Source organism: Komagataeibacter melomenusus (genome assembly GCF_013155395.1).
GTDB lineage: Bacteria > Pseudomonadota > Alphaproteobacteria > Acetobacterales > Acetobacteraceae > Komagataeibacter > Komagataeibacter melomenusus.
Window position 1 is genome coordinate 109362 of record NZ_JABJWC010000003.1, and the last position, 25965, is coordinate 135326.

A 25965-nucleotide genomic window follows, 5' to 3' on the forward strand; every position below is an offset into this window, starting at 1 on the left:
ATTTTAAAATGGCTGCATCCGGAACTTCTGTATCAGGGGGGCTTGCCATGGCTGCTTGCAAAAGCGGGTCGTGGCGGCCCCCGATGTGTTTTTCAATCATGCCGCACACCGGCAGCAGGAGCAGGATTTTCGGATAGATGACGGCCTCCGTGGATGTAAAGGCATCGCCAGACCGACTTTATGGGCGCCAGCGCGGCCATCCGCTGCGCCCGCGCCAGCAGCGCCTGCTCGACCAGACACTGCCACGCCTGCGCTTTCCCCAGGCCGCCATTGCTGACCCGGCCACGGGCTTTGGCCACAAGCCCGCGCAGGTCTGGCTTGAGGTGGGCTTTGGCGGGGGCGAGCATTCGCTGGCCCAGCATGCCGCCCACCCGGATGTGGGCTATATTGCCTGTGAGGTGTTCGAGAACGGCCTGTGCTCCCTGCTCTCGCGCGTGGTGCCTGATGGCGGCGAGGAAACCGCCCCCGTGCCTGACATGCTGCGGGTGTGGGATGAGGATGCGCGCATCCTGCTGCGTGGCCTGCCGGATCAGTCGATCGACCGCCTGTTCCTCATGTTCCCCGATCCATGGCCCAAGTCGCGCCACGCCAAGCGCCGTTTCGTTCACCCCGAAACGGTGAAGATGGCCGCCCGCATCCTGCGCCCCGGCGCCGTGTGGCGCGTGGCCAGCGATGACCCGACCTATCAGGCCTGGGTGGAGGAAGTGATGGGTGCCCAGGACCTGTTCGATACAGCCCCCCCCGCCACCGTGCGGCCCGAAGGCTGGCCGCCCACCCGCTACGAGGCCAAGGCGCTGAAGGCTGGCCGCCAGCCGCTGTACTGGACCTTTACGCGCCGCTGATCACGACAGCGACGTGCCGGTCAGCCGTTGGGCCGCCTGCCACAGCCGCCGTGCAATGGTCAGGTCACGGGCGGCGGGCGGCACGAAGGCTTCGGTCACCGGGCCCCGGCGCTCGCCCCAGCCGCCGGGGCCATAATAACCGCCATCACGCGCCTCGGGCGCCATGGCGGCGAATTCGATGGGCAATGCCCCCTCGGCGGCGGACTGCCCCATGAGGCGGAACGCCCACACCGCGCCAAAGCGGGTCAGGCGCTCATGCAGACCCTGCTCGGTATTGAGGCGGCTGGTGGCGATATCGGTCATGGACCAGCCGGGATGGGCTGCGATGGAGTGCAGGTTCCAGCCATGCGTGCGGGCCTGCCGGTCAAGCTCCAGCGCCAGGATGAGGTCGGCCAGCTTGCTCTGCCGGTAGGCGCGGAACGGCGCGTAGCGGCGGCGGGCCTGCAGGTCATCAAACACGATCTGGCCCGTCAATGCCGCAAGGCTTGCCACCGTCACCACCCGGCCACCGTGGCGGGGGGCGCACAGCAGGGGGCGCAGGCGCGCGGTGAGCGCGAAGGGACCAAGGAAATTGGTGCCGAACTGCAACTCGAACCCGTCGCGCGTTTCCAGCCGGTGGGGCGTGCCCATCACGCCCGCGTTGTTGACCAGCACATCGAGCGTATCGGTTTCTTGCGCCAGATTGCGGGCAAAGGTCGCGATCGAGTCAAGGGAGGCGACATCAAGCAGGCGGAAGGAGGCATCGGCCCCCGGCGCGTCATGCTGCAGGCGCGTGAGGGCCGCCAGTCCCTTGTCGGGGTTGCGGCCCGCCAGCATGACCCGCGCGCCGCGCCGTGCCAGGCCAAGGGCGGTCTGGTAGCCCAGGCCACCGGTGGCACCCGTGACCAGGGCCAGGCGTCCGTCCATGCGGGGGGCCTGTTTTATGGTCCAGTGTCTGCTCATGGTTCAGCCTGTTCTCCGGGTTGGTTCATTTCCTTTTCGGCGGTGGCTTCCGCCTCGGCCGTCAGCCGCGCCTCGTTGCGCCGCAGGAAAATGATGGCACACACCAGCATGATCCCGCCACAGGTGGCCACCGCCATGCCCACCGGCCCCGACAGCCGGGTAATGCGGTTGCCCAGGAAGTAGGCGGCATAGGCATAGCCGCCCGCCCATAATATGCCCCCCATGGCGTTGAACAGGAGGAATTTGGGCCATGCCATGTGGTTGGCGCCCGCCAGCAGGGCAACAAATACCCGCAATATGGCGATAAAGCGCCCCACGAACACGATGATGCCCCCATGCCGGCGGAACAGGAAGCGCCCGAGTTGCAGCCGCCGCGCGGTCAGCCCGATGCGCGCGCCCTTGCGCTCGAGCAGCGGGTAGCCCAGCCATTTGCCAATCAGGTAGCCGCAGTTGTCGCCCATGATCGCGCCCACGATGGCGGCACTCGCCACCCATCTGATGTCCAGCCTGTGGGTGGTGGCGCAGTAGAGGGCGGCGGAAATGACCAGTGTTTCCGCCGGAAGCGGGATGCCCATGCTCTCAAGCATGACAATGACCCCGATTACGCCATAGCCGTAATGCTGGAAAAGGGATTCAAGATGGTGAAGCAGCGGACTACCTGTCACAGATAAGAAGATTATGTAGGGTACGGGCACAGGCCGTGGAACACGGTTTGGGCAATCCCGACACCATTGTCACGCACAAATGGCAGGAGCTAAAGCATGACCCAGTCCGGCACCAGCGGCAAGACGGACATCGATATACGCCCTTACGGCACGTGGCCCTCACCCGTCAGCGCGGCGCTGGTGGCGGGGCAGACGGTGTCGCTGTCCGATGTGCGGGTTGACGGGCGGGATATTTACTGGGTCGAGGGCCGCCCGGCTGAAGGCGGCCGCCGGGTGCTGGTGCGCGCCCGCGCGGGCGTGGTGGCGGACATGACCCCTGCCCCGTTTGATGTGGGCACCCGCGTGCATGAATATGGCGGCGGTGCCTATGCCGTGTGTCAGGGCCGGATTGCGCTGAGCAACCGGCGCGATGGCAGCGTGTGGCTGATGGAAGGCGGGCAGTCGCGCTGCCTCGCCGCAGGGGCCGGGCTACGATTTGCCGACCTGACCTTCAGCGCCGATGGCCGCTTCCTGTTCTGCGTGCGTGAGGACCATGGCGTGGCGGAGGGCGAGCCTGCCGCCGCCATCGTGGTGCTGGACTGCACGGCGCCGGTCGAGGACCCGGCCTTCAATGGCGGCACGCCGCTGGTGATGGGGCCGGATTTCCTGTCCTCGCCCCGCCCCTCGCCCGATGGGCGGTACCTGGCCTGGATCGAGTGGGACCACCCCGCCATGCCGTGGGATGCCACCCGCCTGCGGGTGGCCACCCTGCTGCAGGAAGGAGGCGACCCTCCGCGCCTTGCGGCACCCTGGACGCTGGCAGGCGAGGACGGGCAGGCGGAATCCGTCATCGAGCCGTGCTGGGATGCGGCAGGCCGCCTGCTGGCCCTGTCGGACCGCAGCGGGTGGTGGAACCTCTATCGTTTCGACACCACATCCTCCGCCCCGGTGGCGGTGGCCCCCATGCAGGCCGAAATCGGCCAGCCGCACTGGATCTTCGGCCTGCGCAGCTATGCGCTGCTGGCCGATGGCACGATCCTGGCCATGATCATCAGCGGTGGTGAAGCCCGCATGGCCTGCCTGCGTGATGGCGTGGCGACACCCGTGGCCCTTGGCCACCCCGCCGGCTGCCCCGTGCCGGTGGAAGGCGGCGGCTTTGCGTGGCTCGACGTGCCGCCTGACAATGCGGCAGCGGTGGTGACAGGCAGCCCGGGGCAGCCGCCCCATGTGCTGCGTCGTGCCACCGACCTGCCGCTTGACCCTGCCGATATCGCCCTGCCGCGCGCCATCACCTTTCCCCTGCCTGCGGGTGAAGGCACGGGGCAGGCCTTTTTCTATGCGCCCGCCAGCAGCCGCTACGGCGGCCCTGCGGGTGAAAAGCCGCCGCTGGTGGTCATGGCCCATGGCGGCCCGACCGGGCGGGCGAGTGCCGCCTTCTCGTTCAAGGTGCAGTGGTGGACCAGCCGGGGTTTTGCGGTGGTGGATGTCAATTATGGTGGTTCGACCGGCTTTGGCCGCGCCTACCGCCAGCGGCTCGAGGGCCAGTGGGGCGTGGTGGATGTGGATGACTGCATCGCCGCCTGCCATGATCTGGCCACGCAGGGCCTGGTGGACCCCACCCGCATCGTCATACGCGGCAGCAGCGCCGGGGGGCTGACGGTGCTGCTGGCGCTGGCCCGTTCGGACCTGTTTGCCGCCGGTACCAGCCTGTATGGCGTAACCGACCTGCGCGCGCTGGCAACCGATACCCACAAATTCGAGTCACGCTATCTTGATACGCTGGTTGGCCCCTACCCTGCCGATGAAGCGACCTATCTGGCCCGCTCCCCCATTACGCAGGTCGCCCACATCAAGGCGCCGGTGCTGTTTTTGCAGGGGCTGGACGACAGGGTGGTGCCCCCTTCGCAGGCGCGCTCCATGGTCGCGGCCCTGCGTGGGCAGGGCGTGCCCTGTGCTTTGTATGAATTCGCAGGCGAGGGCCACGGCTTCCGGCAGGAGGCGACCATACGGCAGGCGTGGGAACTGGAACTGGCCTTCTACCAGCAGGTACTACGCCTGCCCGTGACCCCTGCCCTTGCGGTTGATCTGAAGGCTTAGGGAAGTTTTTGGTGAAGTTTTTTTCAAAAAGCTTCTAAAGAACGCCGCCTTTTTGCAAAAAGGCGGCCCCAAAAAACACCTTTATTCCTCTTCCTCCACGATCGCGGTATTGCCGCGCGTGGGGCGGAATCGGCCTTCGCGCAGGGCCTCCTCGATATCCTCCAGCGAGGCGCCACGCGTTTCAGGCACCATGAAATACACGAACAGCACCGAAAGCAGGTTCACCCCGGCATAGAACCACATGGTGCCGCCCAGCGTGATCTTGGTGACCAGCGTGAGCGCCGTGCTGGTCACCAGCAGGTCGCTGCCCCACAGCATGGCCGAGTGCAGGCTGGTGGCGTTGCCACGCATGGAGAGCGGGAACATCTCCGCACCCAGCAGCCAGCCCACCACCTGGATGCCACCGGCGTTGAACACCATGAACAGCAGCATGAACACGATGATCAGCCAGCTGCCCATGCTGCCCGGCTGCGGGTGGGCGAGGAACATGATGCCCAGCCCGATCAGGCTCAGCACGCTGCCCGGCCCCATGACCAGCACAAGGCGGCGGCGGCCGATGCGGTCCACGATGTTCGAGCCCAGAACGGTCATGACCAGATAGATGATGGAAATGCCGATACTGGCCATCAGCGCCGATGAACTGCCAAACCCCGCATCCGACAGGAAGGTCGGCGCGTAGTAGATCATCATCTCCAGCCCGCCTGCCTGCGTGAAGAAGGCAACGCCAAGGGCGGCCACGAGTGCCGGGCGCACCCAGGGCTGGCGGATGCCGCGCCAGCCGATGTCGCGCGGGTCGGTCTCTTCATTGGCGTTGGCGTGGATGCGGCGCATCTCGCGGCGGATCTCGCGCTCGGAGGTGCGGATGCGCTGGAGCTGCTCAAGGGCGGAATCCAGGCTTTCATGTTCCGCCGCCCAGCGCGGGCTCTTGGGCAGGAAGAACATGGAGATGAACACGCCCGCCGCCGGAATGGCCGCAATGGCCACCATCGGCCGCCAGCCCCACGCATCACGCGCGGCAAAGCCGATGATGTTGGCGGCAAAGATGCCGATGCCGATGGCGATGTTGAACATCGTGACCATATGGCCGCGCTTGTGCGCGGGGGCGAGTTCCGAGATGTACATCGGCACCACCTGCGTGGAACCACCCACCGCGAGCCCCAGGAACACGCGCGCCACGATAAGCGTATACACATCGGGCGAAAACGCGCAGGCCAGCGCGCCAAGCACGAACACCGCCGTCACGATCATGACCGATTTGCGCCGGCCATAATGCTCCGACAGCCAGCCGGTGAGCAGCGAACCGAGCACGGCCCCCGCCAGGATGGCGGAAGCCACCATCTCCTGCAGGAAGCTGCTGAGGTGGAAGTCCTTGGTGATGAGCAGGAGCGCGCCCGATACGATGCCGGTATCGTAACCATAGAGGCCGCCACAGATTGCGGCCACGATGGCTGCGAGCCACAGGGTCTTGCGCGCGTTGGGTGAGATCTCGATCTGCGACAGATCGGGTAATGGTTCGGTGGGTGGCTGCGTGGTCTGGGGCGGGGGGGACTGGGTGTTCATGCGGGTGCCTTTTCCTTCCTTGTTGTTATAATTCATCCGTATCGGCCCGGTTCCCCCGCAGGGTCAGCCTGCCCCTTTGTGGGGCCGGGCGTTGAGGGCGGCCTTCATGCGGGCGATGTGCCCCATGGTGGCGTGCAGGCCGCTCCAGTCATCGGCCGTGGCGATGGGCTGCCACAGGGCCTCCACGGTCTCGACCGGCATCAGGCACGGCGCCCCGTCAGCGAAATAGGGGTGCGACAGGTCGCAGCCAGCCAGGGGCTCATGCTGCATGAGCGCATCGAGTACGGGGCGGAAACTGTCCTGTGCATAAAAGAATGCATGCGGCCCCGATATGGCCCGTTTTTGGCTCCTGGGGCCACCATACCAGTCAAAAAATGGAAATTCAAACCCAATCTGGCTTTCTTCCATGAAAGAGAACAGACATTCACGCAGATGTTGCGATGATTTTCTTGAAATCTCATTGACGCCAAGCCGGTTTAATACAGAAATATCAAGGAATCTTTCATATCTTTCCCAGAAGTTATCAAAAATACTTTGGATTTTCTCAAGTGACGAAAGCGCGATCAGGCACTCGCCCAGCCGGGCCACGTTCCACATCATCGCCTCGGGCTGGCGGCCATAGGCATACAGGCCCGAATGGTCGAAATAGGCGGCGGTGAAGCGGGGGTCAAAGCTGGGCAGGAACCGCCACGGGCCGTAATCGAAGCTCTCACCGGTCAGGTTGATGTTGTCGGTATTGAGCACCCCGTGCACGAAGCCCGCCGTCATCCACTGCGCCGTCATCTCGGCCATGCGGGTGGTTGCGGCATCGTACAGCGCTGCCGCCGGGTCGGGTTCGTTTGCAAGGTGGGGGTAGTAGGTCTCGAGCACGTAGGCCACGAGATGGCGCAGGCTGGCCTTGTCATCCTTCGCCACGAGGCGCTGGAACGTGCCGATGCGGATATGCGAATGGCTCAGCCGCGCCAGAACGCATGAGCGCGTGGGCGAGGGTTCGTCGCCCCGGTGCAGCGCCTCGCCGGTTTCGATCACGCTCAATGTGCGCGAGGTGCGCACGCCCATCGCATCAAGCCGCTCGCTGGCCAGGATTTCACGCACGCCGCCCTTGAGCGTCAGCCGCCCGTCCCCCCCGCGTGACCATGGTGTGGTGCCGCTGCCCTTGGTGCCGATATCGAGCAGGCGGCCATCCACGCTGTCCATGAGCTGGGCGAACAGGAAGCCACGCCCGTCGCCCAGATCGGGATTGTACGACCGGAACTGGTGGCCGTGATAGCGCAGCGCGAGTGGCTGGGGCAGCGAGCCGGGCAAGGGGTCGAAATGGCCAAAATGGCGGATCCACTCCGCATCCGTCAGCCCGTCAAGGCCAATGCGGGGCGAGACGTCGTGATTACGGTAGCGCAGGATATGGGCGGGGAAGGTGGCGGCCTGCACCACGTCATAGAATTCATCGCCGAGGCGGCTGTGATGGGTGGCGGGGGCGTAGCAATCGGAGAATGGCATTTTCATCTACTTTATGGGTGATAATTTATTATTCCTGATCCGCATCGCGCACGGGCAGGCCGAGGGAAAAGGATGCATGGTTTTGCAGGCAGGAGGCAATTTCCCGCCCGGACACGTCGCCCAGCGTGGGCGGAGACCAGCGTGGCGCGTTGTCCTTGTCGATCAGGCGCGCGCGCACGCCCTCGGTAAAATCGGGGCGGCGGAGCAACTGGCTGATCAGCTGGAATTCCTGTTCCAGCACATGGTCAAGGTCGGGCCGGGCGCGGGCTGCGTGATAGGCGGCAAAGGTGATGCATAGCGAGAACGGGCACGCACCCTGCATGGCCGCAAGGTCAGCCTGCGCCCAGGGGGCCGCATGGGCGCGGAGCCGCGCCATGACCGTTGCCACGTCCGGCGCGTCATAGACCGGGGCGATGGTGGCTGTGTCCGGCCCGCCATCAAGGGCCGGGCAGGGTGGCAGGCTGTCCATCACCTGCCCTGCGGGCCTGTGGGTCAGCGCGTGTCGTATGTCGTCAAGCTGGCCGGAGGGGGCCTGCCGGTCGGCAAAGCCTGCGGCGATGGCCATGGTGGCGTTCATGCGCCCCCCGGTCAGGCCAAGGCGCAGCCCGCTCAGCCCCGGCGCGCGGGACAGCAGGTAGGACCCGCCGGCATCCGGCGTCAACGCGATGGCGTTTTCCGGCATGGCCACGCAGGTACGCTCGGTCACGATGCGGTGGCGCACATGCCCGCCCAGCCCCACGCCGCCGCCCATGCAGATCCCGTCAAGAAACGAGACAACCGGCTTGGGGTAGCCCGCCAGCATCGAGGCCAGCCGGTAGCTGTGGCGGAAGGGTTCTGTTGCCGCCTCTGCCCCATGCGCCTGCAACAGGGCGCGGATGGCGCGGATATCGCCGCCTGCGCAGAAGGCGCGGGGGCTGGTGCTGTCAAGCAGCACGGTTTCAACGCCCGGGTCATGGCGCCACGCCCGCAGGGTGGCGGCAAGGTGGCTGATCATATCCAGGTTCAGGGCATTGAGGGCTTCGGGGCGGGCGAGGGTGATGCGGCCGAGCGCACCTTCGTGGCGGGTCTGGATGGGTTCGGGGGGCAAGATGTGCGTCCTTTCATATGGTTTTGCGGTATTCAATGGCGATAGAATGCGCTACCTCCGCTGCTGTCCGGCGTCACGGCTGCGTGCGGACTACAGGCATGCACAGTTACCGAAGGCAGAAGCACCATGGGGATTGACGCCCTCACCTTTCGCAACGCCATGGCCCGCCTTGGCGCGGCCGTGAATGTTGTCACGACCGGAACACTGGAAGACCCGGCGGGTTTTACCGCATCCGCCGTGTGCTCGGTGACCGATACGCCACCTACGGTTCTGGTCTGCCTCAACCGCAACTCCCGCGTGCGCGACCGCTTTCGGGTGGATGCGGCCATGTGCATCAACGTGCTCGCCGCTGACCAGCAGGACATATCGGGCGTGTTCGCAAGCCCGGTCGAGCAGGCCGAGCGCTTCCGTTCCGGGCACTGGGATACGCTGACCACCGGCGCCCCCGTGCTGAACGAGGCGGTGCTGTCGCTTGACTGCCGCATCGAGCGGATTGTGGAAGTGGGCACCCACAGCGTCATGTTCGGCGCGGTGGAAAGCCTGCGCAATTCCAGCCCCCGTGGCGGGCTGGTCTATTTCAACCGCAGCTACCACATGCTGCCCCACGTGCCGGGCGAATAAGGCGGATCTGAAGGCAGGCTGTTTTCAGAAAAACTTTTTACATTTCTTTGTATTAAGAAAAAATCCAGCCTTTTGGCACATGTACAAACCAAGCGATGCGACCGGAGGAGCAGGTACCATGGCACAGACACCACCCGCCCGCACCCTGCAGGTTCCCGTCTTGACGCTGCGCGGGCTGATCTGGATACATGCGGGACTTGCCCTTTTCGTGGCCCTGATGGCCATGTGGGTGGATCACCTGCCGGACTGACCGCCTGCCGGGGCACAGGGCAGAATGGTTGGAACCCCGGCAACCGCACAGGAGCGCAGCAGTGGCCCGCATGACACAGACGGCCGGAACCGGCCTGCCCGCGGGGATCGAGCCCCTGCTTGAGCAGGCTGCCAGCCTGTGCACCGCGCGTGCCGTAAGGCTGACCGACATGCGCCGCCTGGTGCTCGGCCTTGTGCTGGCCGCCGAGCGGCCCCTGGGGGCCTATGAACTGCTTGAGCAGATCCGTGCCAGCCGGGGCAAGCCGGTGGCGCCGCCCACGGTGTACCGGGCGCTGGATTTTCTGATGGAGCAGGGGCTGATCCACAAGATCGAGCGGCTTTCGGCCTTTGTGGGGTGCAGGCACATGCTGGAATCGGGGCATGCCTGCCACGGGCATGTCCATGCCGCGCAGTTCCTGATCTGTAGTGCCTGCGGGCGTGTAACCGAGCTTGATGATCCCCATATCCTCAAGGCATTGGTTGAGGTGACGAAGGCGCGGGGCTTTACGGTGCGGCAGACCACCATCGAGGCCGAAGGCCTGTGCGCCGCGTGTGGCTGAGGGTGGTTGAACGGAGCAGGCGCGACCCTCAAGGGGCGTGAGCCGGTAGTGATGGGGCAGGGGCATGGGGCAGGGGCGCAAGGGCAGGATGACGGGACTGCCGCTCATACCCACGGCCCCCCGCCATCCGCGCCGCAGGCGGCCCGTGGCAGCCCCCGCAGCGCCGCCTGCAGCCGCTGCGCAGCCCGTGCCGCAGCCCGACCTGTTTGCCGCCACCACAGCCCGCCCGCATGCGCTGACCTATCTTGATGTCGCAGCCCTGGGGCTGGCCGTGGTTCCAGCGCGCACCCTGCGCCCCGATGACGGGCCGGATGGCTATCTCTACCACATCACCACGGCTGCCGGGCTGGACATGCTGCGCGCGCGTGGCACGGTCCTGTTCTCGCCACGCGCGCCCCTGGTGCTGACAGAGCGCCCCGGCGTGCTTCCATGGCTTGCAAATATGATGGAAGTCATGGAATCGGACTATGAAGCAGGGCATAGAGCAGATAGCCCTGTTGTTTTTAGGGTAAAACGATTTGTCATCGACAGGCTGCTGGAACATGATCCCGACCGGACGCGCGAATATGGTGTATCGTTCTTTCTCCTGACCGGCCTCGCGCGGCAGGACCCTATGTGATCACCGGCAACAAGAAAAATATCAAAGGACCGGATTTTTAATGGAAAATCAGCCTGCGCCGCCCGTATTTGATTCGGCCCGGATGCGTACTCTCGTCATTGGCTGCCTCGCGGCCCTCGCCGGCCTCATGGCCGGGCTTGATATCGGCGTCATATCCGGCGCGCTCGACCTGCTGGCCGCCACCTTTCACGCCACCACCTTCCAGCAGGAATGGATTGTCAGCGCCATGATGGGGGGGGCTGCCATAGGCTCGCTGTGCGGGGGCTGGATGTCGCACCAGATCGGGCGCAAGCATGCGCTGCTGGTGGGGGCGGCGGTGTTCGTGGCGGGCTCGCTGGCCTGCGCGCTGGCATGGTCGATCCCGTCCATGATTGCCGGGCGGCTCATCATGGGGCTTGCCATCGGGGTGGCGGCGTTCACGGCGCCGCTCTACCTGTCCGAGATTGCAAGCGAGCAGGCGCGTGGCGCCATGATCTCTACCTATCAGCTCATGATCACGGCGGGCATCTTCATCGCCTTCCTCAGCAACACCATGTTCAGCTATTCGGGCAACTGGCGCGGCATGTTCGCCGTGGCGGCCGTGCCGGGGGTGCTGTTCCTGATTGGCGTGCTGTTCCTGCCCTACAGCCCGCGCTGGCTCATGATGCGCGGCCGCCGCAAGGAAGCGCTGGAGGTGCTCGAAGACCTGCGCAACGACAAGAGCGTGGCCATGCAGGAGATCCAGAACATCAGCCGCCAGCTCCAGCAGAAGCAGCGCGGCTGGAGCCTGCTGCGCAACAACCGCAACTTCCGCCGCTCCATCTTCCTGGGCATGGCGCTGCAGGTCATGCAGCAGCTCGCGGGCGTGAACGTGGTGATGTATTACGCCCCCAAGATCTTCGCGCTGGCGGGCTATGTCGGTCCTGCGCAGTTGTGGTGCACGGCCATGGTGGGGCTGGTGAACATGCTGGCCACCTTCATCGCCATCGGCCTTGTCGATCGCTGGGGCCGCAAGCCGATCCTTTATACCGGCTTCCTGATCATGGCCGTGGGCATGGGCAGCCTTGGCTTCATGCTCAACCGCCCGCATCTGGACCAGACGGAGCAGATCATCGCGGTGTTTATGCTGCTGATCTATATTTCCGGCTTTGCCATGTCGGCGGGTCCGCTGATCTGGGTGCTGTGCTCGGAGGTGCAGCCGCTGCAGGGGCGTGACCTTGGCATTTCCATCTCCACGCTCACCAACTGGATCGCCAACATGATCGTGGGCGCAAGTTTCCTGTCGCTGTTGCAGTGGCTGGGCAATGGCCCGACCTTCTGGCTGTTTGCGGGCTTCAACCTGCTCTTCGTGCTGGTCACGTGGCGCTTCATTCCCGAGACGCGGGACATGTCGCTTGAAAAGATCGAGCAGCGCCTGATGGCGGGCCTGCCGCTGCGCGAGATCGGGCAGGGCGCGCCGCTGCCGCAGGAGAAATAGAAAGTTTCCAGGCGCCGCCTTTTTTCAAAAAAGGCGGCGTTCTTCTTGAAGCTTTTTGAAAAAAGCTTCACCAAAAACCTTTATCCGTTTTCAGTCCGGCTGCCAGCCATCGTGCTGGAGCGCGACACCCGCCAGGTACAGGCTGCCGCATATGATGACGCGCGCTGGCGGGGCATCAGGGCCTGCCTTGCCCGCAAGGTGGCCCAGGGCGGCGTGCAGGGTCGGGCCTGCGGTAGCACGCCCGCCTGATGCCGCCACGATCTCGGCCACGGGCTGGGCCAGATGCTGGCCTTCCTCCGCCACGGCCTGGATGGAGGCGGCACGCGGCAGCAGCGGGGCGAGGAAGCCGGTGGCATCCTTGGTCTGCTTCATGCCAATGACCAGATGGGTGGGCCGGTCCGCCCATTCGTCCATCACCTGCGCCAGAACGTGGCCCGCGCCGGGGTTGTGGCCGCCATCGAGCCACAGTTCCCACCCTGCAGGCAGTAACGCCGCCAGATGGCCCGACAGGCGCTGCATGCGTGCAGGCCAGCGTGCCTGCGCAATGCCTGCCCAGCCCTGGGCAGGCACGGGCAGGCCACTGGCCCGCAGGGTGGCGATGGCCAGCCCCGCATTATCGATCTGGTGGGCGCCGCGCAGGCCGGGCAGGGGCAGGGCCAGCGTGCCGTGGGCATCGCGGTAGCGCAGGCCCGTGCCCTGGGGCGTGGGGTCAATGAACCATTCGCGGTCGCGCCGCCACAGCGGGGCGGCCTGTGCCTGCGCGGTGCGGGCAATGACGTCCATCACTTCGGCTGGCTGGCGGCCCGTGGCGACCGGCACGCCGTGCTTGATGATGCCAGCCTTCTCGCCCGCGATGGCAGCCAGCGTATCGCCCAGAAAAGCCTCGTGGTCCATCGAGATGGCGGTAATGGCGCAGGCGGCCGGGCGCTGTATCACGTTGGTGGCGTCAAACCGGCCACCGAGTCCTACTTCCACAATCGTCAGATCCGCCGGGTGGCGGGCGCAGAGCATGAAGCCTGCCGCCGTCAGCACCTCGAACACCGTAATGGGCGCGCCTGCGTTGACCTGCTCGATTTCTTCAAGCACGGCGGCGAGTTCGTGCTCGCTCACGATCTGGCCTGCAATGCGGAAGCGCTCGGTCACATGCACGAGGTGGGGCGAGGTGAGCACATGCACGCGCCAGCCTGCCGCCTCGGCTATGGCGCGCATGAAGGCGCAGGTGCTGCCCTTGCCGTTGGTGCCCGCCACATGCACGACAGGTGGCATGTGGCGCTCGGGGTGGCCAAGGCGGCCAAGCAGCGTTTCCAGCCGGGTGAGTGACAGGTCGATCAGGGCCGGATACAGCCGGTTCAGCCGTTCCAGTATCTGCCCTGTGCGGCCCACGAATTCCGGCCCGAGGGCAGGCGCTTTCATGTGCGGGGTTCCGTGGCTTCAGGCGGCGCGGGGGGCGATGTGGCGGTAGTTGAGCTGCGCTGTCAGGCGGCCCAGCACGTCGCGCAGGTCGCCGCGCTTGACCACCATGTCCAGCATGCCATGCTCGAGCAGGTATTCCGCGCGCTGGAAGCCTTCGGGCAGTTTCTCGCGCACCGTATCCTCGATCACGCGCTGGCCCGCGAAGCCGATCAGCGCATTGGGCTCGGCAATCTGCACATCGCCCAGCATGGCGAACGAGGCGGATACGCCGCCCGTGGTCGGGTTGGTCAGCACCACGAAGTAGGGCAGCCCCGCTTCCTTGAGCATCTGCACCGCAACCGTGGTGCGCGGCATCTGCATCAGGCTGATCATGCCCTCCTGCATGCGTGCCCCGCCCGAGGCGGTGAACACGATCAGCGGCGACTGCTGCAGGATGGCCAGGCGGGCGGCAGCAAGGAATGCCTCGCCCAGTGCCGCACCCATGGTGCCGGCAATGAACTCGAACGCCATCACGGCCACCACCGCGTTGTGGCCGCCGATCTGGCCATGGGCCACGGCCATCGATTCCTCAAGGTGGGACTTGGCGCGCTCGTCCTTCAGCCGGTCGGTATAGCGCTTGCGGTCACGGAAGGAGAGGGGGTCAACCGGCACCTTGGGCAGTTCGATGCGGGTGTATTCGCCGTTATCGAACGTCCATTCCAGCCGCTCTGGCACGGTGGCGCGCATGTGGTGGCCACAATGCGGGCACACGTTCAGCGCCTTGCGCAGGTCCTTGGTCAGGATCATCTGCTCGCATGATTCGCAGTTGGTCCACAGGTTGTCCGGCACTTCCCGCTTGAGCAGGCCGCGGATCTTGGGGCGGACATATTCGGTCAGCCAGCTCATGTTGCCTCTCCCTTCAGCTTTCTGGAGGCCTGTTCCATACAGGCAGATGAACGATTGGGCCAGATTGTCATTGCGGGGACTCTGCCGGAAAATACCCGGCAAAACTGCCCGCAGATCATGAAAAAGTTTTTGGTGAAGCTTTTTTCAAAAAGCTTCGAGAGAACGCCGCCTTTTTAAAAAAAGGCGGCACCCAAAAACTTCTGTTTCTTATCAATGGATTATTTTGAGGCGGTTTTGCTTACGGCATGCACGGCGTCAGCCAGCCCGCGCAACTGCTCCAGCACGGCCGGCACGGTTTTCGCCGTGGCTTTTCCATCCGCATCCAGTGTGCCCTCAAGCGTGTTGAGCAGGGCGGAGGCTACCACGGCGGCATCGGCCACGCTGACGGCATTGGCCGCGCGTTCTGGCGTGCGGATGCCAAAGCCGATGGCAATCGGCAGGTCGGTGGCGCGGCGCAGGCGCGGCAGGGCAGCGGCCAGTTCATCGGTGCTGGCGGTGCGCGTGCCGGTCACGCCGGTGATGCTGACGTAATAGACAAAGCCCGATGCGCCATTGAATACGATGGGCAGCCGCGCATCCGGCGTGGTGGGGGCGACAAGGCGGATGATGTCCAGTCCGTTGGCTGCCGCCGGGGCTGCCAGCAGGTCGGCTTCCTCCGGCGGCATGTCGACCACGATCAGCCCGTCCACGCCTGCTGCTTTCGCATCCATGCAGAAGCGTTCCGGCCCGTAGGCCTCGATGGGGTTGGTGTAGCCCATCAGGATGATCGGCGTCCCGTCATCGCCTTCGCGGAAGGCACGCACCATCTCCAGCACGCGCTTCATGCTTGCGCCACCCTTCAGCCCGCGCAGCGCGGCCTTCTGGATGGTCGGGCCATCGGCTGACGGGTCGGAGAAGGGCACGCCCACCTCGATCAGGTCGGCACCGGCGGCGGGCATGCCGCGCAGGATGGCGAGCGACGTGTCATAATCGGGGTCGCAGGCCTCGACATAGGGGATCAGGGCGCCACGGCCCTGCGCGCGCAGGGTGGCGAAGCGGCGGGCGATGCGGCTCACAGTTTCACTCCCAGATGTTCGGCAACGGTGAAGATGTCCTTGTCTCCCCGCCCGGAAATGTTGACCACGATGATCTGGTCCTTGCCCATGGTGGGCGCGAGCTTGGCGGCATAGGCGATGGCGTGGGCACTTTCCAGCGCGGGGATGATGCCCTCGGTGCGGGTGCAGAGCTGGAAGGCATCGAGCGCCTCCTGGTCGGTCGCCCCCACATAGTCCGCGCGGCCAATATCGCTGAGCCAGGAATGCTCGGGGCCGACGCCGGGGTAGTCCAGCCCTGCGCTGATGGAATGCGCCTCGGTGATCTGCCCGTCCTCATCTTGCAAAAGGTAGGTACGGTTGCCGTGCAGCACGCCGGGCCTGCCGCGCTCGATGGAGGCGGCGGTGCGCCCGCTATCCAGTCCGCAGCCTGCCGCCTCCACGCCGATCAGCTTCACCTCCGGGTCATCGAGGAAGGGGTGGAAGATGCCCATGGCGTTCGACCCGCCGCCAATGGCCGCCACGATGGCGTCAGGCAGGCGGCCCTCGGCGGCCATGATCTGCTCCTTGGTTTCCACGCCGATGACGGCCTGGAAGTCTCGCACCATCTGCGGGTAGGGGTGGGGGCCTGCCACGGTGCCGACCAGGAAGTAGGTGTCATGCACGTTGGTCACCCAGTCGCGCATGGCTTCGTTCATGGCATCCTTGAGCGTGCCCGCCCCTGCCGTGACCGGAACCACTTCAGCGCCGAGCAGCCGCATGCGGAACACGTTGGGCTTCTGCCGCTCCACATCCGTCGCACCCATGTAGATGGCGCATTTCATGCCGAACAGCGCGCACACGGTCGCGGTGGCAACGCCGTGCTGGCCTGCACCCGTCTCGGCCACGATGCGCGTGCGGCCCATGCGGCGGGCGAGCAGGATCTGGCCCATGACGTTGTTGAGCTTGTGGGAGCCGGTGTGGTTCAGTTCCTCGCGCTTCATGTAGATTTTGGCGCCACCGAGTTGCTCGGTCATGCGGCGGGCAAGCCACAGCGGGCTGGGACGGCCGACGTAATCCTTGAGGTAGAAATCCAGCTCGCGCTGGAATTCGGGGTCAGCCTGGGCGGCCTTGTAGGCGGCGTCCAGTTCCAGCAGGAGCGGCATCAGGGTCTCGGCCACGAAGCGGCCCCCAAAAATGCCGAAACGGCCGCGCCCGTCCGGCCCGCTGCGCAGGCTATTGGCGCCTGCCTGTGTTTCTGTTGCGCTCAACTTCGCTACTCCGCAAGAAATAGGTGCGTGGCTCAGGGGTTTGTCATGCAGCCGTCCCAGGCTGCCGTGTCATGCGGTTCTGGACTGGATGGCGGCAAAATACCAGCCCCCGCAGGCCGCAAGGATGTGTCATGATTTGACAGGCTTGCCCCGGCATGATGGATGAACAGCGACAGGAACCAACGAAAGACAGCCCATGTTTCTAGCGCATCGCCCCGGCGCCCCGGCCCGTACCGTGACCACGGCGGCTGATGTGGCCGACGCAGCATGGCTGGACCTGCTTGACCCCACTACGGATGAGGAAGCCCTCGCCGCAGAACTGACCGGCCTGCGCATTCCCACCCGCGCCCAGCTTGACGAGATCGAGAGTTCCTCGCGCCTGTTCATGGAGGGGGATGCCGTCTATCTCTCCACCCCGCTGGTGCGCAAGACGCCGGATGACTTTTTCGTCTCCCCCGTGGGGTTCGTGCTGATGCATGAGCGGATACTCACCATCCGCTATACCGGCTTCAGCGCGTTTGACGTGGTGGCGCGGCAGGTGGCGGGGCAGGCCACGCCGCTCAGCGCCAACGAGGCGGGAATCATGCTGCTCGAGGCCATCGTGGACCGGCTGGCCGATATTCTCGAGCATCTGGGCCAGTCGCTTGATGGCATGTCCAAGGATGTCTTCCAGTCCGAGGCGCCAAGCCAGGCGCAGGCGGCCAACCTGCTGCGCAACATGCTGCGCCGGGTCGGGCGGTCGGGGGACCTGAGTTCATCCGTGCGCGACAGCCTGCTGGGGCTTGAGCGGATCTCGATCTTTCTGGGCGAGAACAAGCGCCATGACCTGAGCGAGCGGTTGCAGGCACGGCTGGGCACGGTGGAGCGCGATATCCGCTCGCTCAACGATTTCGTGTCACAGACGGCCAACAAGGTGCAGTTCCTGCTTGATGCCACGCTGGGCTTTATCAGCATCGAGCAGAATAACGGCATGAAGATCCTCACCGTGGTCAGCTTCATTGGCGTGGCGCCCACGCTTGTGGCCGGTATTTATGGCATGAATTTCCATGATATACCGGAACTGAACTGGAAATACGGCTACTGGTATTCACTTGTGCTGATGGCGGCGACCGTTGTGCTGCCGCTATTGTGGTTCTGGCGGCGTGGATGGTTGGGAAAGTAAGGATATATCTTATACGTTATTGTTATAATATCGAACCATTTCAATAATTTAGGTTTCAGGCTGCGGGAAAATAAAATAAAAGAAATTTCATGATTGCTGAACACGGGCGCGCATGCCCTCGCGCTGTCCGCGGATGCCGGAGGGGAAAAACCAGTCATGACATCACACCACCGGGTTTGGGGCCTTCTGGTGGTCGCCTGCCTTTTCACTGGCGTTTCTGGCAAGGCGCGGGCGCAGGTAAAGGTTTTTTCCGGGCTGGGGCATGAGACGGATTTTACGCGCTGGCTCGGTGGCGTGACCCTGACGGGCCAGATCGAAGGCGGCATCATGGCCAACCCCGCCCGCCCCCAGCCCGGCTACAATTTTGGTGATTTCTTTGCCGACCACGCCAACCAGGTGCAACTGAACCAGGCGGAATTCACCCTTGCCAAAGCCATCGATTCCACCCGCAATACCTATCAGGTCGGTTTTACGCTTGAAGGCATGTACGGCTCGGATGCCCGCTACTACCAGTTGCTGGGCGTGAGTGACCGTGAATGGAACGCGCGTTACCAGCTTATTCCCGCGCAGGCGCATATGGATGTGCACCTGCCCTGGGTGACCAGAGGCGGGCTGGACATGCAGGCAGGCATATTGCAGGCCCCGATGGGGGTGGAGGGGCTCGACCCCACTGCGCGCCCTTTCTACACGCTGGCCTATACCTCTGAATATTCGGTGCCGTTCGAGCATATCGGGGCCATGTTCAACTGGCACGTGACGCCGATGGTCGATGTGACGTTCGGGATCGATACCGGCAACCAGACATCCTTTGGCCGCTCCGACAATAACAATGCGCCCGCAGGCTATTTTGGCTTCAACCTGAACAATCTCGCCCATGGCCGGCTGAAGATCGTGGAACTGAGCCGGGTCGGGCCGGAAAACGCGTGGCGCGACATCGGGCATTACGAGGCCGATCACACCCAGCGTTTCTGGAACGATGTCAGCGCCTATTACCAGGTCAACAAACGCCTGAGCCTGACGGCGGAATTCAATTACCTGCATGATGAAGGCACGCGCGGCATGGGCGCGCGCGGGCAGTTTGCAGGCGTGGACGCGGAGAGCTTCATCAGTTTCCTGAGTTATCGCATCAACCGCGACCTGACCTTCAACTATCGTGGCGAGATCTACCGCGACAACAACAACGCCATGGTGGCAACCTTCAGGGGCAATACTTCTTACATGCAGGCCCTTGCGGGCACGGGGGGGGAGGTCGTGCCGGGGCCTTCCGCTTCCAGCCACGGCACGACCTATGGGGAAATGACGCTGGGGCTGAGCTACCGCCCGCAGATTGGCCACCATGTGCGCGTGTTCATGCTGCGGCCTGAAATCCGCTTTGACCGCGCGCTCAATGGCACCACGCCGTTCAATGGCGGGCGCAATAACGGTATGTTTACGTTTGGTGGGGATGCTGTGATCGGGTTCTGAGCCCTAGGATAGGCTTTTTTGAAATAAATAACTGTAAAAAAGTTTTTAGATGACGAGTTTTTTCAAAAAGGAGGCGTTTTTCGAAGCTTTTTGATAAATATTCATCAGAAACTTTTTTAATTTCAGGATTTTATTGAGCCTGTTTCCAAGAAGTATCTCAGTGTATTATTTTGAACCCTCCTGCAGGGGCGGCCCCAACAGAAGGGGGTACCAGTGGCCATGTTCGGCAATGACAGGCGTGCCGGTATCAATGTTGTTCAGCAATGTGCCGTCTGGCTGGGGGGGAAGCGTCAGGATACGCGCCTGTGTCAGGCCCAGCAGGTGCAGGGGTGTATTGATGTTGATGGCCGTGATCCCGCCATCGGCAGATGCGGTTGCGGGTAATGTCAGCACGGGCGTGCGGCCTATTTCCCCTTTCTGGTTCGTTCCCACCATCTCCAAGCCGTTCTGCCCCATGACCAGATCGGTCTGGTCAGGCATGATGCGGCTGTGGCCAATGGTCAGGCCGGTGGGATAGGCGTGGTCGTGCCAGGCCAGCGTCGCGTCCTCTCCTGTGGCGAGATGGGTGCGCCCTGCTGTGACGAACGACTGGTCATCGGCGAAGGAGGCTGTCTCGTGGTTCCTGATGCGGATGTTCAGGCCGCCTGCATCCCTTCCGTCAGGAGAGGCATGATTCCCGGCTACAATGACATGCTGGTTCTTGCCTGCCTGTGTTCCATCGCCTGAAAAATCGATTGGGTCGCCCTGCCGGAGCCGGATGGCGGCCGCCCTATCAGCAATCAACTGTTCGGCTGTCAGGTCAATGAAGGCGTTACGGATGCGGGCATTGGTGGCAATCCCCTCATCAAAGGCGGACAGCATGGCGGGATCGCTGGAACTGACAATCCATATGGCCTTGGAAATGACGCCATCATACCCGTACTGCCATTTCCATCGCACCGTGCCGTCTGGATGGACGCCTGTAATGGGCCATGTGCTGGTTGGATCGTTGCCCCCGCCGGTCATACCATCATTCATGGCAATCCAGAGCTGATGGTTGCCCTGAATGATGCTGCCCGCGCTGACCCGCCCGCCGGGGCTCCAGCGTGGCCATGAATTGGTGGTGTTGCCCCCCAGCCATACCAAATGCCGACCGCCTTGCGTCGGGTCCCACAAGGCGGCTGTCGTGTCGTCTCCATTAACCTGAACATCGTTTTCCAGCCCGGTATAGGACAGGACCGTATCGGGCTGTCGGGCTGAAAAATCATATCCGGCGAGGGAAAGCGCCCAGTCGGAACCGGCACCATGCTTCAGGGTGGAAATGCCCGCGCCCTGTACTTGGCTTGCATTGGTGTCGGTCCCGTAATCCTGCATGGTGATTTCCAGGCCATTGAGCGATGCCTTTGCGCCGGGTTCCTGCACCACGTTCATGCCCAGCATGGCGACGGACTGGGCCATGGAGCCACCGTCACCCGTGGGCACGCGTGGCAGCACGGCTTCATTTTCCATTTGCATGTAGATACCGGGTGCAGTACCAGTATCGTTTTTCTTGCGCTTGCTGAAAGAAAGCGTGCCGTTGGCTCGGCTTTCATGTAGGTCATCAGGAGTGCGCAGTGTGGTGGGGGTGCCTCTGGTGGTTAGCGGCTGCCCTTCATAAACCCAGTTGCTGTTCTGCCCGGTCGGGCAGTCACGTGCAGGGAACAGGGCCTCCCCATTCGCATTGGCCGGAATGATGAAACCTTGGCTTACGTGAATGACCGACCCGCAATGCGATGCAATGAAATGATCCAGGCGGGGTGCATCTTCTTGCCTGCCATCGGCATGGAGATAGTCCTGCACGACATTCGTGTTCCGCAGCACAGCGGCCAGTGTGCGCGAGAGCGCCGTTTCATCGATTTTTACGCGCGCGGCTGAGATATCACCCAGAAAGGGCACTGTGACCTGACTATTGGCGTCCAGTTGCGCGTAACCGTTTGCCCTGTTGCCCTCCGATTGCTGCACGGATCCGTCAGCCATCCGGGCAATCTGGGTTAGCGTTGCGGGGGAACCATCGGCATAGATGCCCGTAATGGGTATGGATGCGCTTGTGTGGCTGTTCAGGCCAAGTGATGGGGCGTCCGATGGGGGCGTACTGTCGTTTCTATACTGGGGTAATGTATGGTTCGGCTGCTGTGTGGTCCGGGCATGCAGGAACGTTGGAAACAACAATGCCGCAAAAGCAGTCATGCCCATGAAATAGAGGGCACCGATGCCATGGGGGGATCTCGCCGCCTTTTTGTCAATCTGCATGACTGTAAATGATCCGTTTTTATGGTGTCATTACGGTATCTTCATTATTTTTCGTAAATATAAACTTTATCAAGATGTAAGTAACCGTGAGCGCCGATCTGTATTTTTACATAGCGTGCATGGGTCTCTTTACGTAGGGGCAGAACCAGCGCCTTGCCATCAATGCCGCCAATGTATTCAGTGGAGTTATGATAGTAAACGCATTTGTAATGATGATGATCACGTGAAACATAGATCTGCATTTCATCCGCACGGCGTGGCACGGCATCATCATGCAGGCGTGGGAGAATGCGGTTGAAGATCCGGATTTCCGCAATATTGACATCGCGCCCCAGATCGACCTCCCACCATGGGTCCTGCTCGCTTTCCGTATGGAAACTGAAATTGCCATTGGGTTGCCCGGTCAGGGCGCGGGAGGCGTCATCTTGCGCTGTCGTGCCATGCGACCAAGGGGAGCGCGAACTTTGTGTTGCCGTTGCATCATGGCTGATAAGTCTGCCTGCTGGCGTAGGCAGGTTGATGTAATCAAGCGGCACTTCGGGCTTGTTGGTATAGTCCAGATATTCAAGGCCGGTAAAATTACCCAGTTCCTGCCGCTTGTGGTTGTTGCCCAGATTGGAAAAGGCGAACTTCCTGCGCAGGTCCATATACAGGCGCTGCAGGGAAGCATGCGCATCAAAAATGTTCCGGATTAGGCCGCTGCGCGTCAGATCGTGGATGTTTTCCCGTACGAAGCGGGGATAGGTTTCATCAATCGGCACATAATGCACCAGTTCATCTGCTGACCAGATCTTGATGCCGATATCCAGCACCTGCTGCAGGCGTTCATCATCACGCATCATCGCGGGCCAGTAATCATCGGCATGGGCATAGGCCCGCAACTTGGCCTTTACAGCATCAAATCCGCCCATGAACGTGAAATGCCACCCGGCATTGTCAATGGTCTGGCAGGGAATGTTTCCTTCACGCGTCAGGCGAGGCATGTGGAAACGGGCGAATGTCAGGCTGCTGCCTTTTTCCTCGCAGGCGATGGCAAGGCGGGGGATATATTTTTTCCTTATGGCATAAGGGGCCTGCCAGTCATGTGCGATGAGCATGTTCAGGAAATACTGGTAGATGTTCATGCGGTAGTGCGAGACGCCATCAAATGCCAGGGCTTTTTCTATTGCTGGCACGCGCAGGATTTCATCGACATCCGACATGATGATCAGGTCATCATCATCTGCATCTTCTATGCCACCAAGAAGATACTGTCTTTGATAGAAATCGCGCATGCTGGTGCTGATGCCATCGGGGAATTCCTCGATGCACATGTATTTTATCTTATCAAGGAACGGCGCAAACCGCTCCCTGTTATTGAAAAAGATGGTCTCTTTTTTTTGCCCCGTAAAAGTATATGCCGATTCACACAGCACGAACTGATCTACCGTATCGTAAAGTTCATGGAGCCTGATTTCCAGCAGATCGAGTTCATTAAAGAAAAGGAAGCAGTCATAAATTCGGGGCATTGCATCAGGGCTTTCTGCTCGGATCCGGTTCGTGTGCAGGCCGGCGGCTTACAGGGCTTCGAACTGATCTAGCGCCTGGGTGATGTTGGTGCTGCTCGTGCCGAGTTCATCGCCGTCAACATTCAGGTAACGGTTGCCCAGTGCGTTGCTGAACAGGAAGTAGGCCGGACGAAAGCCACTTTTCGGGCCGTCGATCTGGCGGTTTATTTCCATGACCCTGAGCCTGCTGTTGCCGAACAGGATATTGGTCAGCCCGGCCCCATGCGGTGAGACGATGTTTTTTGCGTTCCGGATACAGGCCATCTGCGTTAGCAGGTCGTGGCCTTCAAAATGAACCTTGGTATAGCCTCGCTGCGCCAGTTCGCGTTCCAGTATGTCCAGAGATGCGGGCGGGATGCGTTCCTGTGCGTTGCCTCGGCGGGCGAGGTAGATGTTCCTGGGCGAGTTCGTGACAGCAGGCACGAATTTCTGCATGGCCTCAAAAATATCATAGAATTTCCGATTGAAGATGACGTGCAGCGGGTCCATCGGAAACAGCAGGAAGAAATGGATCTTGCGGGCGGAATACAGCCCCGATCTCAGCGGAACGATGTTGTTGCGCAACCCGCTGAAATGGATGGACTGGTTATAGACATCCCGGCTGTAGCCCGGCAGGCTTTCGTCATTGTCGATGTCGTGGGCCGGTGCGGCGATCTGGACATCGGGGCCGAGAATATCCTTGGCCATCGCACCCTGGGCAATGACGAATGTCAGCCAGTGAAAATAGTTTTTCCACGCGCCATCGAAGCTTACGAAGATCTCATCGAAATGGTGCTGGACCGGCAGGTCAATGGCGTAGTTGTTGACACGGCCAATACTGGTATTTTTTATCAGCAGGTTCGTATTGGGAATGGGCTGGTTGTTTTCATTCAGGATCAGGCCGTCCATGCCATGCCCGACCAGGAATTTGCCGTTGCGGATGGTGCACAGGTTCGTGCTCAGGGAAGGCGTGAAAAAAGATCCATTTTCCGCAAAGGCATTATAACGCCGGATGCCTGTCTCGAGCTTCTCGGAGCTTGCGCCCTTCCACGCCGGGGGAGGCATGATGATCTTCTGGGGGATCTGCCTGGAAATTTCGCGGTATTCCTCGACGGTCCGCAGCCATGACATGTCAAAAAAAGGCTTGATGGAAATTGGCATCCTACGGCTCCGGCAAAAATGGCGTGCCGCACGGTAGATGTGAATGATTAATGTAACGTATCCATCAGGCCAGCAGCGCGTAAAACCGGCCATAAAGATGAGCAGGTGCTTGACAAGTGGTGTATGAAAGCATATTAAAGACCGCAATTACAGCAGGTGCTTCAGTGCCGCTGCAATTCCCACCTATCAGTCAAGCAGCATCAACCGTTTCATCCGAACATGGTCAGGCACCCTTTTCTGGCGTGCCTTTAATTCCCCTGATTGCTGACTTTTCTTTCCCTCCGTGAACTGCCCACTTATAGGCACATCCTGCATGCAACTCGCCGAACTCAAGGCCAAATCTCCAGCAGACCTTCTGGCTTATGCTGAAAGTCTGAATATTGAAAACGCATCATCTCTTCGCAAGCAGGAGTTGATGTTCACGATCCTCAAGACCCTGGCCGATAATGACCAGGCCATCTATGGGGACGGCACGCTTGAAATCCTGTCCGACGGATTTGGCTTCCTCCGCTCGCCCGAGGCCAATTACCTGCCGGGGCCGGATGATATCTACATCTCCCCCAGCCAGGTCCGCCGCTTTGGCCTGCGCACCGGCGATACGGTGGAAGGCCAGATCCGCGCCCCGCGCGATGGGGAGCGTTATTTCGCGCTGCTCAAGGTCAACGCCATCAATTTCGAGCCGCCCGAGGCAGTGCGCCAGCGCATCAACTTCGACAACCTGACCCCGCTTTACCCCGAGCGGCGGCTGAAGATGGAAGTCGAGAATTCGGCCGTGGGCGGCGCTGAAGCGCCAGTGCCCACCGGCAAGGGGAAGGGCAAGACCCCGAACCGCGATTTTACCTCCCGCGTGATCGACCTCGTCTCGCCCATCGGCATGGGGCAGCGTGCGCTGATCGTGGCCCCCCCGCGCACCGGCAAGACCGTGATGCTGCAGAGCATCGCCTCCTCCATCTCCGCCAACCACCCCGAGGTCTTCCTCATCGTGCTGCTGATTGACGAGCGGCCCGAGGAAGTGACCGACATGGCGCGCTCCGTGCGCGGCGAAGTGGTGTCCTCCACCTTTGACGAGCCTGCCACCCGCCACGTGCAGGTGACGGAAATGGTGCTGGAAAAAGCCAAGCGCCTTGTCGAACACAAGCGTGATGTGGTGATCCTGCTCGATTCCATCACCCGTCTGGCCCGCGCCTACAATACGGTCGTGCCCTCATCGGGCAAGGTGCTGACCGGTGGTGTGGACGCCAATGCGCTCCAGCGCCCCAAGCGCTTCTTTGGTGCGGCCCGTAACATCGAGGAAGGGGGGTCGCTGACCATCATCGCCACCGCCCTGATCGATACCGGCAGCCGCATGGACGAGGTCATCTTTGAAGAGTTCAAGGGCACCGGCAACTCGGAACTGATCCTTGACCGCAAGCTGGCCGACAAGCGCACCTTCCCCGCGATCGACATCACCAAGAGTGGTACGCGCAAGGAAGAACTGCTCGTTGACCGTGCCGACCTGGCCAAGATGTGGGTGCTGCGCCGTATCCTTGCGCCGATGGGCACGATGGATGCGATGGACTTCCTGCTCGACAAGCTGAAATACAGCAAGACCAACCACGACTTCTTCGATGCGATGAATACCTGATCGCATC

The 25965-nt window shown here is 62.3% G+C and carries 22 protein-coding genes and 1 pseudogene; 10 read left to right on the plus strand and 13 right to left on the minus strand.

Annotated elements, in window-relative coordinates; translation table 11 throughout:
• Positions 1 to 137: 137 nt before the first annotated feature.
• On the plus strand, positions 138 to 842 hold the full coding sequence (trmB, locus tag HNW77_RS02365; protein WP_172155011.1) for a tRNA (guanine(46)-N(7))-methyltransferase TrmB: 705 nt from the start codon (positions 138 to 140) through the stop codon (positions 840 to 842).
• Here trmB and HNW77_RS02370 read toward each other — a convergent pair whose 3' ends face one another.
• Both HNW77_RS02370 and HNW77_RS02375 read right to left on the minus strand, forming a co-directional pair.
• A complete protein-coding gene (locus HNW77_RS02370; protein ID WP_172155013.1) occupies positions 843 to 1784 on the minus strand; it encodes an SDR family oxidoreductase in 942 nt (313 codons plus the stop codon).
• The gene (locus HNW77_RS02375) at positions 1781 to 2371 is read right to left on the minus strand and encodes a DedA family protein (protein WP_172155015.1); all 591 of its coding nucleotides are present in this window, start codon (positions 2369 to 2371) and stop codon (positions 1781 to 1783) included. Before HNW77_RS02375 ends, HNW77_RS02370 begins: the two co-directional genes overlap by 4 nt.
• 174 nt (positions 2372 to 2545) lie before the next feature.
• Here HNW77_RS02375 and HNW77_RS02380 point away from each other — a divergent pair, with 174 nt between their 5' ends.
• Positions 2546 to 4525, plus strand: a complete 1980-nt coding sequence (locus HNW77_RS02380; protein ID WP_172155017.1) for a S9 family peptidase — start codon at positions 2546 to 2548, stop codon at positions 4523 to 4525.
• Positions 4526 to 4606: 81 nt separating this feature from the next.
• Here HNW77_RS02380 and HNW77_RS02385 read toward each other — a convergent pair whose 3' ends face one another.
• The 3 genes from HNW77_RS02385 to HNW77_RS02395 all read right to left on the minus strand — a co-directional run bounded on the left by HNW77_RS02385 (position 4607) and on the right by HNW77_RS02395 (position 8669).
• Positions 4607 to 6085, minus strand: coding sequence for a sugar porter family MFS transporter (locus tag HNW77_RS02385; RefSeq protein WP_172155019.1), 1479 nt, complete (start codon positions 6083 to 6085; stop codon positions 4607 to 4609).
• Between the two features lie 63 nt (positions 6086 to 6148).
• Entirely contained in the window at positions 6149 to 7582 is a 1434-nt protein-coding gene (locus HNW77_RS02390) for a protein adenylyltransferase SelO (protein ID WP_172155021.1), read from the minus strand.
• Between the two features lie 28 nt (positions 7583 to 7610).
• The gene (locus tag HNW77_RS02395) at positions 7611 to 8669 is read right to left on the minus strand and encodes an enoyl-CoA hydratase/isomerase family protein (protein ID WP_172155023.1); all 1059 of its coding nucleotides are present in this window, start codon (positions 8667 to 8669) and stop codon (positions 7611 to 7613) included.
• Positions 8670 to 8795: 126 nt separating this feature from the next.
• On the opposite strand from HNW77_RS02395, the gene HNW77_RS02400 reads away from it, so the two are divergent.
• From HNW77_RS02400 to HNW77_RS02415, 5 genes are all read left to right on the plus strand, one after another.
• Positions 8796 to 9290, plus strand: coding sequence for a flavin reductase (locus HNW77_RS02400; RefSeq protein WP_172155024.1), 495 nt, complete (start codon positions 8796 to 8798; stop codon positions 9288 to 9290).
• A gap of 118 nt (positions 9291 to 9408) precedes the next feature.
• On the plus strand, positions 9409 to 9540 hold the full coding sequence (locus HNW77_RS17960; RefSeq protein ID WP_275942128.1) for a hypothetical protein: 132 nt from the start codon (positions 9409 to 9411) through the stop codon (positions 9538 to 9540).
• A gap of 70 nt (positions 9541 to 9610) precedes the next feature.
• Positions 9611 to 10099 carry a transcriptional repressor gene (locus tag HNW77_RS02405; protein WP_172155025.1) on the plus strand — a complete coding sequence of 163 codons (489 nt, stop codon included), beginning with the start codon at positions 9611 to 9613 and terminating at the stop codon, positions 10097 to 10099.
• A gap of 88 nt (positions 10100 to 10187) precedes the next feature.
• Positions 10188 to 10718, plus strand: a complete 531-nt coding sequence (locus HNW77_RS02410; RefSeq protein WP_241694243.1) for a hypothetical protein — start codon at positions 10188 to 10190, stop codon at positions 10716 to 10718.
• A 40-nt stretch (positions 10719 to 10758) separates the two neighbouring features.
• The gene (locus HNW77_RS02415; protein WP_275942129.1) at positions 10759 to 12174 is read left to right on the plus strand and encodes a sugar porter family MFS transporter; all 1416 of its coding nucleotides are present in this window, start codon (positions 10759 to 10761) and stop codon (positions 12172 to 12174) included.
• Between the two features lie 90 nt (positions 12175 to 12264).
• On the opposite strand, the gene HNW77_RS02420 is transcribed toward HNW77_RS02415, so the two are convergent.
• The 4 genes from HNW77_RS02420 to trpB all read right to left on the minus strand — a co-directional run bounded on the left by HNW77_RS02420 (position 12265) and on the right by trpB (position 16753).
• Positions 12265 to 13587, minus strand: a complete 1323-nt coding sequence (locus HNW77_RS02420; protein ID WP_172155028.1) for a bifunctional folylpolyglutamate synthase/dihydrofolate synthase — start codon at positions 13585 to 13587, stop codon at positions 12265 to 12267.
• A gap of 18 nt (positions 13588 to 13605) precedes the next feature.
• On the minus strand, positions 13606 to 14472 hold the full coding sequence (accD, locus tag HNW77_RS02425; RefSeq protein WP_172155029.1) for an acetyl-CoA carboxylase, carboxyltransferase subunit beta: 867 nt from the start codon (positions 14470 to 14472) through the stop codon (positions 13606 to 13608).
• A gap of 218 nt (positions 14473 to 14690) precedes the next feature.
• Complete coding sequence (trpA, locus tag HNW77_RS02430; RefSeq protein ID WP_172155030.1) at positions 14691 to 15527, minus strand: tryptophan synthase subunit alpha; 837 nt, start codon at positions 15525 to 15527, stop codon at positions 14691 to 14693.
• The gene (gene trpB, locus HNW77_RS02435) at positions 15524 to 16753 is read right to left on the minus strand and encodes a tryptophan synthase subunit beta (protein WP_172155031.1); all 1230 of its coding nucleotides are present in this window, start codon (positions 16751 to 16753) and stop codon (positions 15524 to 15526) included. Before trpB ends, trpA begins: the two co-directional genes overlap by 4 nt.
• 196 nt (positions 16754 to 16949) lie before the next feature.
• Here trpB and HNW77_RS02440 point away from each other — a divergent pair, with 196 nt between their 5' ends.
• Together HNW77_RS02440 and HNW77_RS02445 are read left to right on the plus strand one after the other, a co-directional pair.
• Entirely contained in the window at positions 16950 to 17915 is a 966-nt protein-coding gene (locus tag HNW77_RS02440; RefSeq protein ID WP_172155032.1) for a magnesium transporter CorA family protein, read from the plus strand.
• A 156-nt stretch (positions 17916 to 18071) separates the two neighbouring features.
• Complete coding sequence (locus HNW77_RS02445; RefSeq protein ID WP_172155033.1) at positions 18072 to 19379, plus strand: outer membrane beta-barrel protein; 1308 nt, start codon at positions 18072 to 18074, stop codon at positions 19377 to 19379.
• A 165-nt stretch (positions 19380 to 19544) separates the two neighbouring features.
• Here the strand turns inward: HNW77_RS02445 and HNW77_RS02450 are convergent, their stop codons facing one another.
• The 4 genes and pseudogenes from HNW77_RS02450 to HNW77_RS02460 all read right to left on the minus strand — a co-directional run bounded on the left by HNW77_RS02450 (position 19545) and on the right by HNW77_RS02460 (position 24334).
• Positions 19545 to 21374, minus strand: coding sequence for a hypothetical protein (locus HNW77_RS02450; RefSeq protein ID WP_172155035.1), 1830 nt, complete (start codon positions 21372 to 21374; stop codon positions 19545 to 19547).
• 317 nt (positions 21375 to 21691) lie between these two features.
• The gene (locus tag HNW77_RS17600; RefSeq protein ID WP_241694247.1) at positions 21692 to 22558 is read right to left on the minus strand and encodes a discoidin domain-containing protein; all 867 of its coding nucleotides are present in this window, start codon (positions 22556 to 22558) and stop codon (positions 21692 to 21694) included.
• Between the two features lie 219 nt (positions 22559 to 22777).
• Positions 22778 to 23155 (minus strand): annotated as a pseudogene (locus tag HNW77_RS17605) (discoidin domain-containing protein); the annotation flags it as partial.
• Positions 23156 to 23203: 48 nt separating this feature from the next.
• The gene (locus HNW77_RS02460) at positions 23204 to 24334 is read right to left on the minus strand and encodes a glycosyltransferase family 61 protein (protein WP_172155039.1); all 1131 of its coding nucleotides are present in this window, start codon (positions 24332 to 24334) and stop codon (positions 23204 to 23206) included.
• A gap of 313 nt (positions 24335 to 24647) precedes the next feature.
• Between HNW77_RS02460 and rho the strand changes: the two genes are divergently transcribed.
• Positions 24648 to 25958 carry a transcription termination factor Rho gene (gene rho, locus HNW77_RS02465; RefSeq protein WP_172155040.1) on the plus strand — a complete coding sequence of 437 codons (1311 nt, stop codon included), beginning with the start codon at positions 24648 to 24650 and terminating at the stop codon, positions 25956 to 25958.
• The last annotated feature ends 7 nt before the right edge of the window (positions 25959 to 25965 follow it).

What these genes read in the sequence shown, in the direction of transcription:
- trmB (WP_172155011.1), top strand. Translation starts at nt 138, where the DNA reads ATGACGGCCTCCGTGGATGTAAAGGCATCGCCAGACCGACTTTATGGG.
- HNW77_RS02370 (WP_172155013.1), bottom strand. Translation starts at nt 1,784, where the DNA reads ATGAGCAGACACTGGACCATAAAACAGGCCCCCCGCATGGACGGACGC.
- HNW77_RS02375 (WP_172155015.1), bottom strand. Translation starts at nt 2,371, where the DNA reads ATGCTTGAGAGCATGGGCATCCCGCTTCCGGCGGAAACACTGGTCATT.
- HNW77_RS02380 (WP_172155017.1), top strand. Translation starts at nt 2,546, where the DNA reads ATGACCCAGTCCGGCACCAGCGGCAAGACGGACATCGATATACGCCCT.
- HNW77_RS02385 (WP_172155019.1), bottom strand. Translation starts at nt 6,085, where the DNA reads ATGAACACCCAGTCCCCCCCGCCCCAGACCACGCAGCCACCCACCGAA.
- HNW77_RS02390 (WP_172155021.1), bottom strand. Translation starts at nt 7,582, where the DNA reads ATGCCATTCTCCGATTGCTACGCCCCCGCCACCCATCACAGCCGCCTC.
- HNW77_RS02400 (WP_172155024.1), top strand. Translation starts at nt 8,796, where the DNA reads ATGGGGATTGACGCCCTCACCTTTCGCAACGCCATGGCCCGCCTTGGC.
- HNW77_RS17960 (WP_275942128.1), top strand. Translation starts at nt 9,409, where the DNA reads ATGGCACAGACACCACCCGCCCGCACCCTGCAGGTTCCCGTCTTGACG.
- HNW77_RS02405 (WP_172155025.1), top strand. Translation starts at nt 9,611, where the DNA reads ATGACACAGACGGCCGGAACCGGCCTGCCCGCGGGGATCGAGCCCCTG.
- HNW77_RS02410 (WP_241694243.1), top strand. Translation starts at nt 10,188, where the DNA reads ATGACGGGACTGCCGCTCATACCCACGGCCCCCCGCCATCCGCGCCGC.
- HNW77_RS02415 (WP_275942129.1), top strand. Translation starts at nt 10,759, where the DNA reads ATGGAAAATCAGCCTGCGCCGCCCGTATTTGATTCGGCCCGGATGCGT.
- HNW77_RS02420 (WP_172155028.1), bottom strand. Translation starts at nt 13,587, where the DNA reads ATGAAAGCGCCTGCCCTCGGGCCGGAATTCGTGGGCCGCACAGGGCAG.
- accD (WP_172155029.1), bottom strand. Translation starts at nt 14,472, where the DNA reads ATGAGCTGGCTGACCGAATATGTCCGCCCCAAGATCCGCGGCCTGCTC.
- HNW77_RS02440 (WP_172155032.1), top strand. Translation starts at nt 16,950, where the DNA reads ATGTTTCTAGCGCATCGCCCCGGCGCCCCGGCCCGTACCGTGACCACG.
- HNW77_RS02445 (WP_172155033.1), top strand. Translation starts at nt 18,072, where the DNA reads ATGACATCACACCACCGGGTTTGGGGCCTTCTGGTGGTCGCCTGCCTT.
- HNW77_RS02450 (WP_172155035.1), bottom strand. Translation starts at nt 21,374, where the DNA reads ATGGCTGACGGATCCGTGCAGCAATCGGAGGGCAACAGGGCAAACGGT.
- HNW77_RS17600 (WP_241694247.1), bottom strand. Translation starts at nt 22,558, where the DNA reads ATGGGCGGATTTGATGCTGTAAAGGCCAAGTTGCGGGCCTATGCCCAT.
- HNW77_RS02460 (WP_172155039.1), bottom strand. Translation starts at nt 24,334, where the DNA reads ATGCCAATTTCCATCAAGCCTTTTTTTGACATGTCATGGCTGCGGACC.
- rho (WP_172155040.1), top strand. Translation starts at nt 24,648, where the DNA reads ATGCAACTCGCCGAACTCAAGGCCAAATCTCCAGCAGACCTTCTGGCT.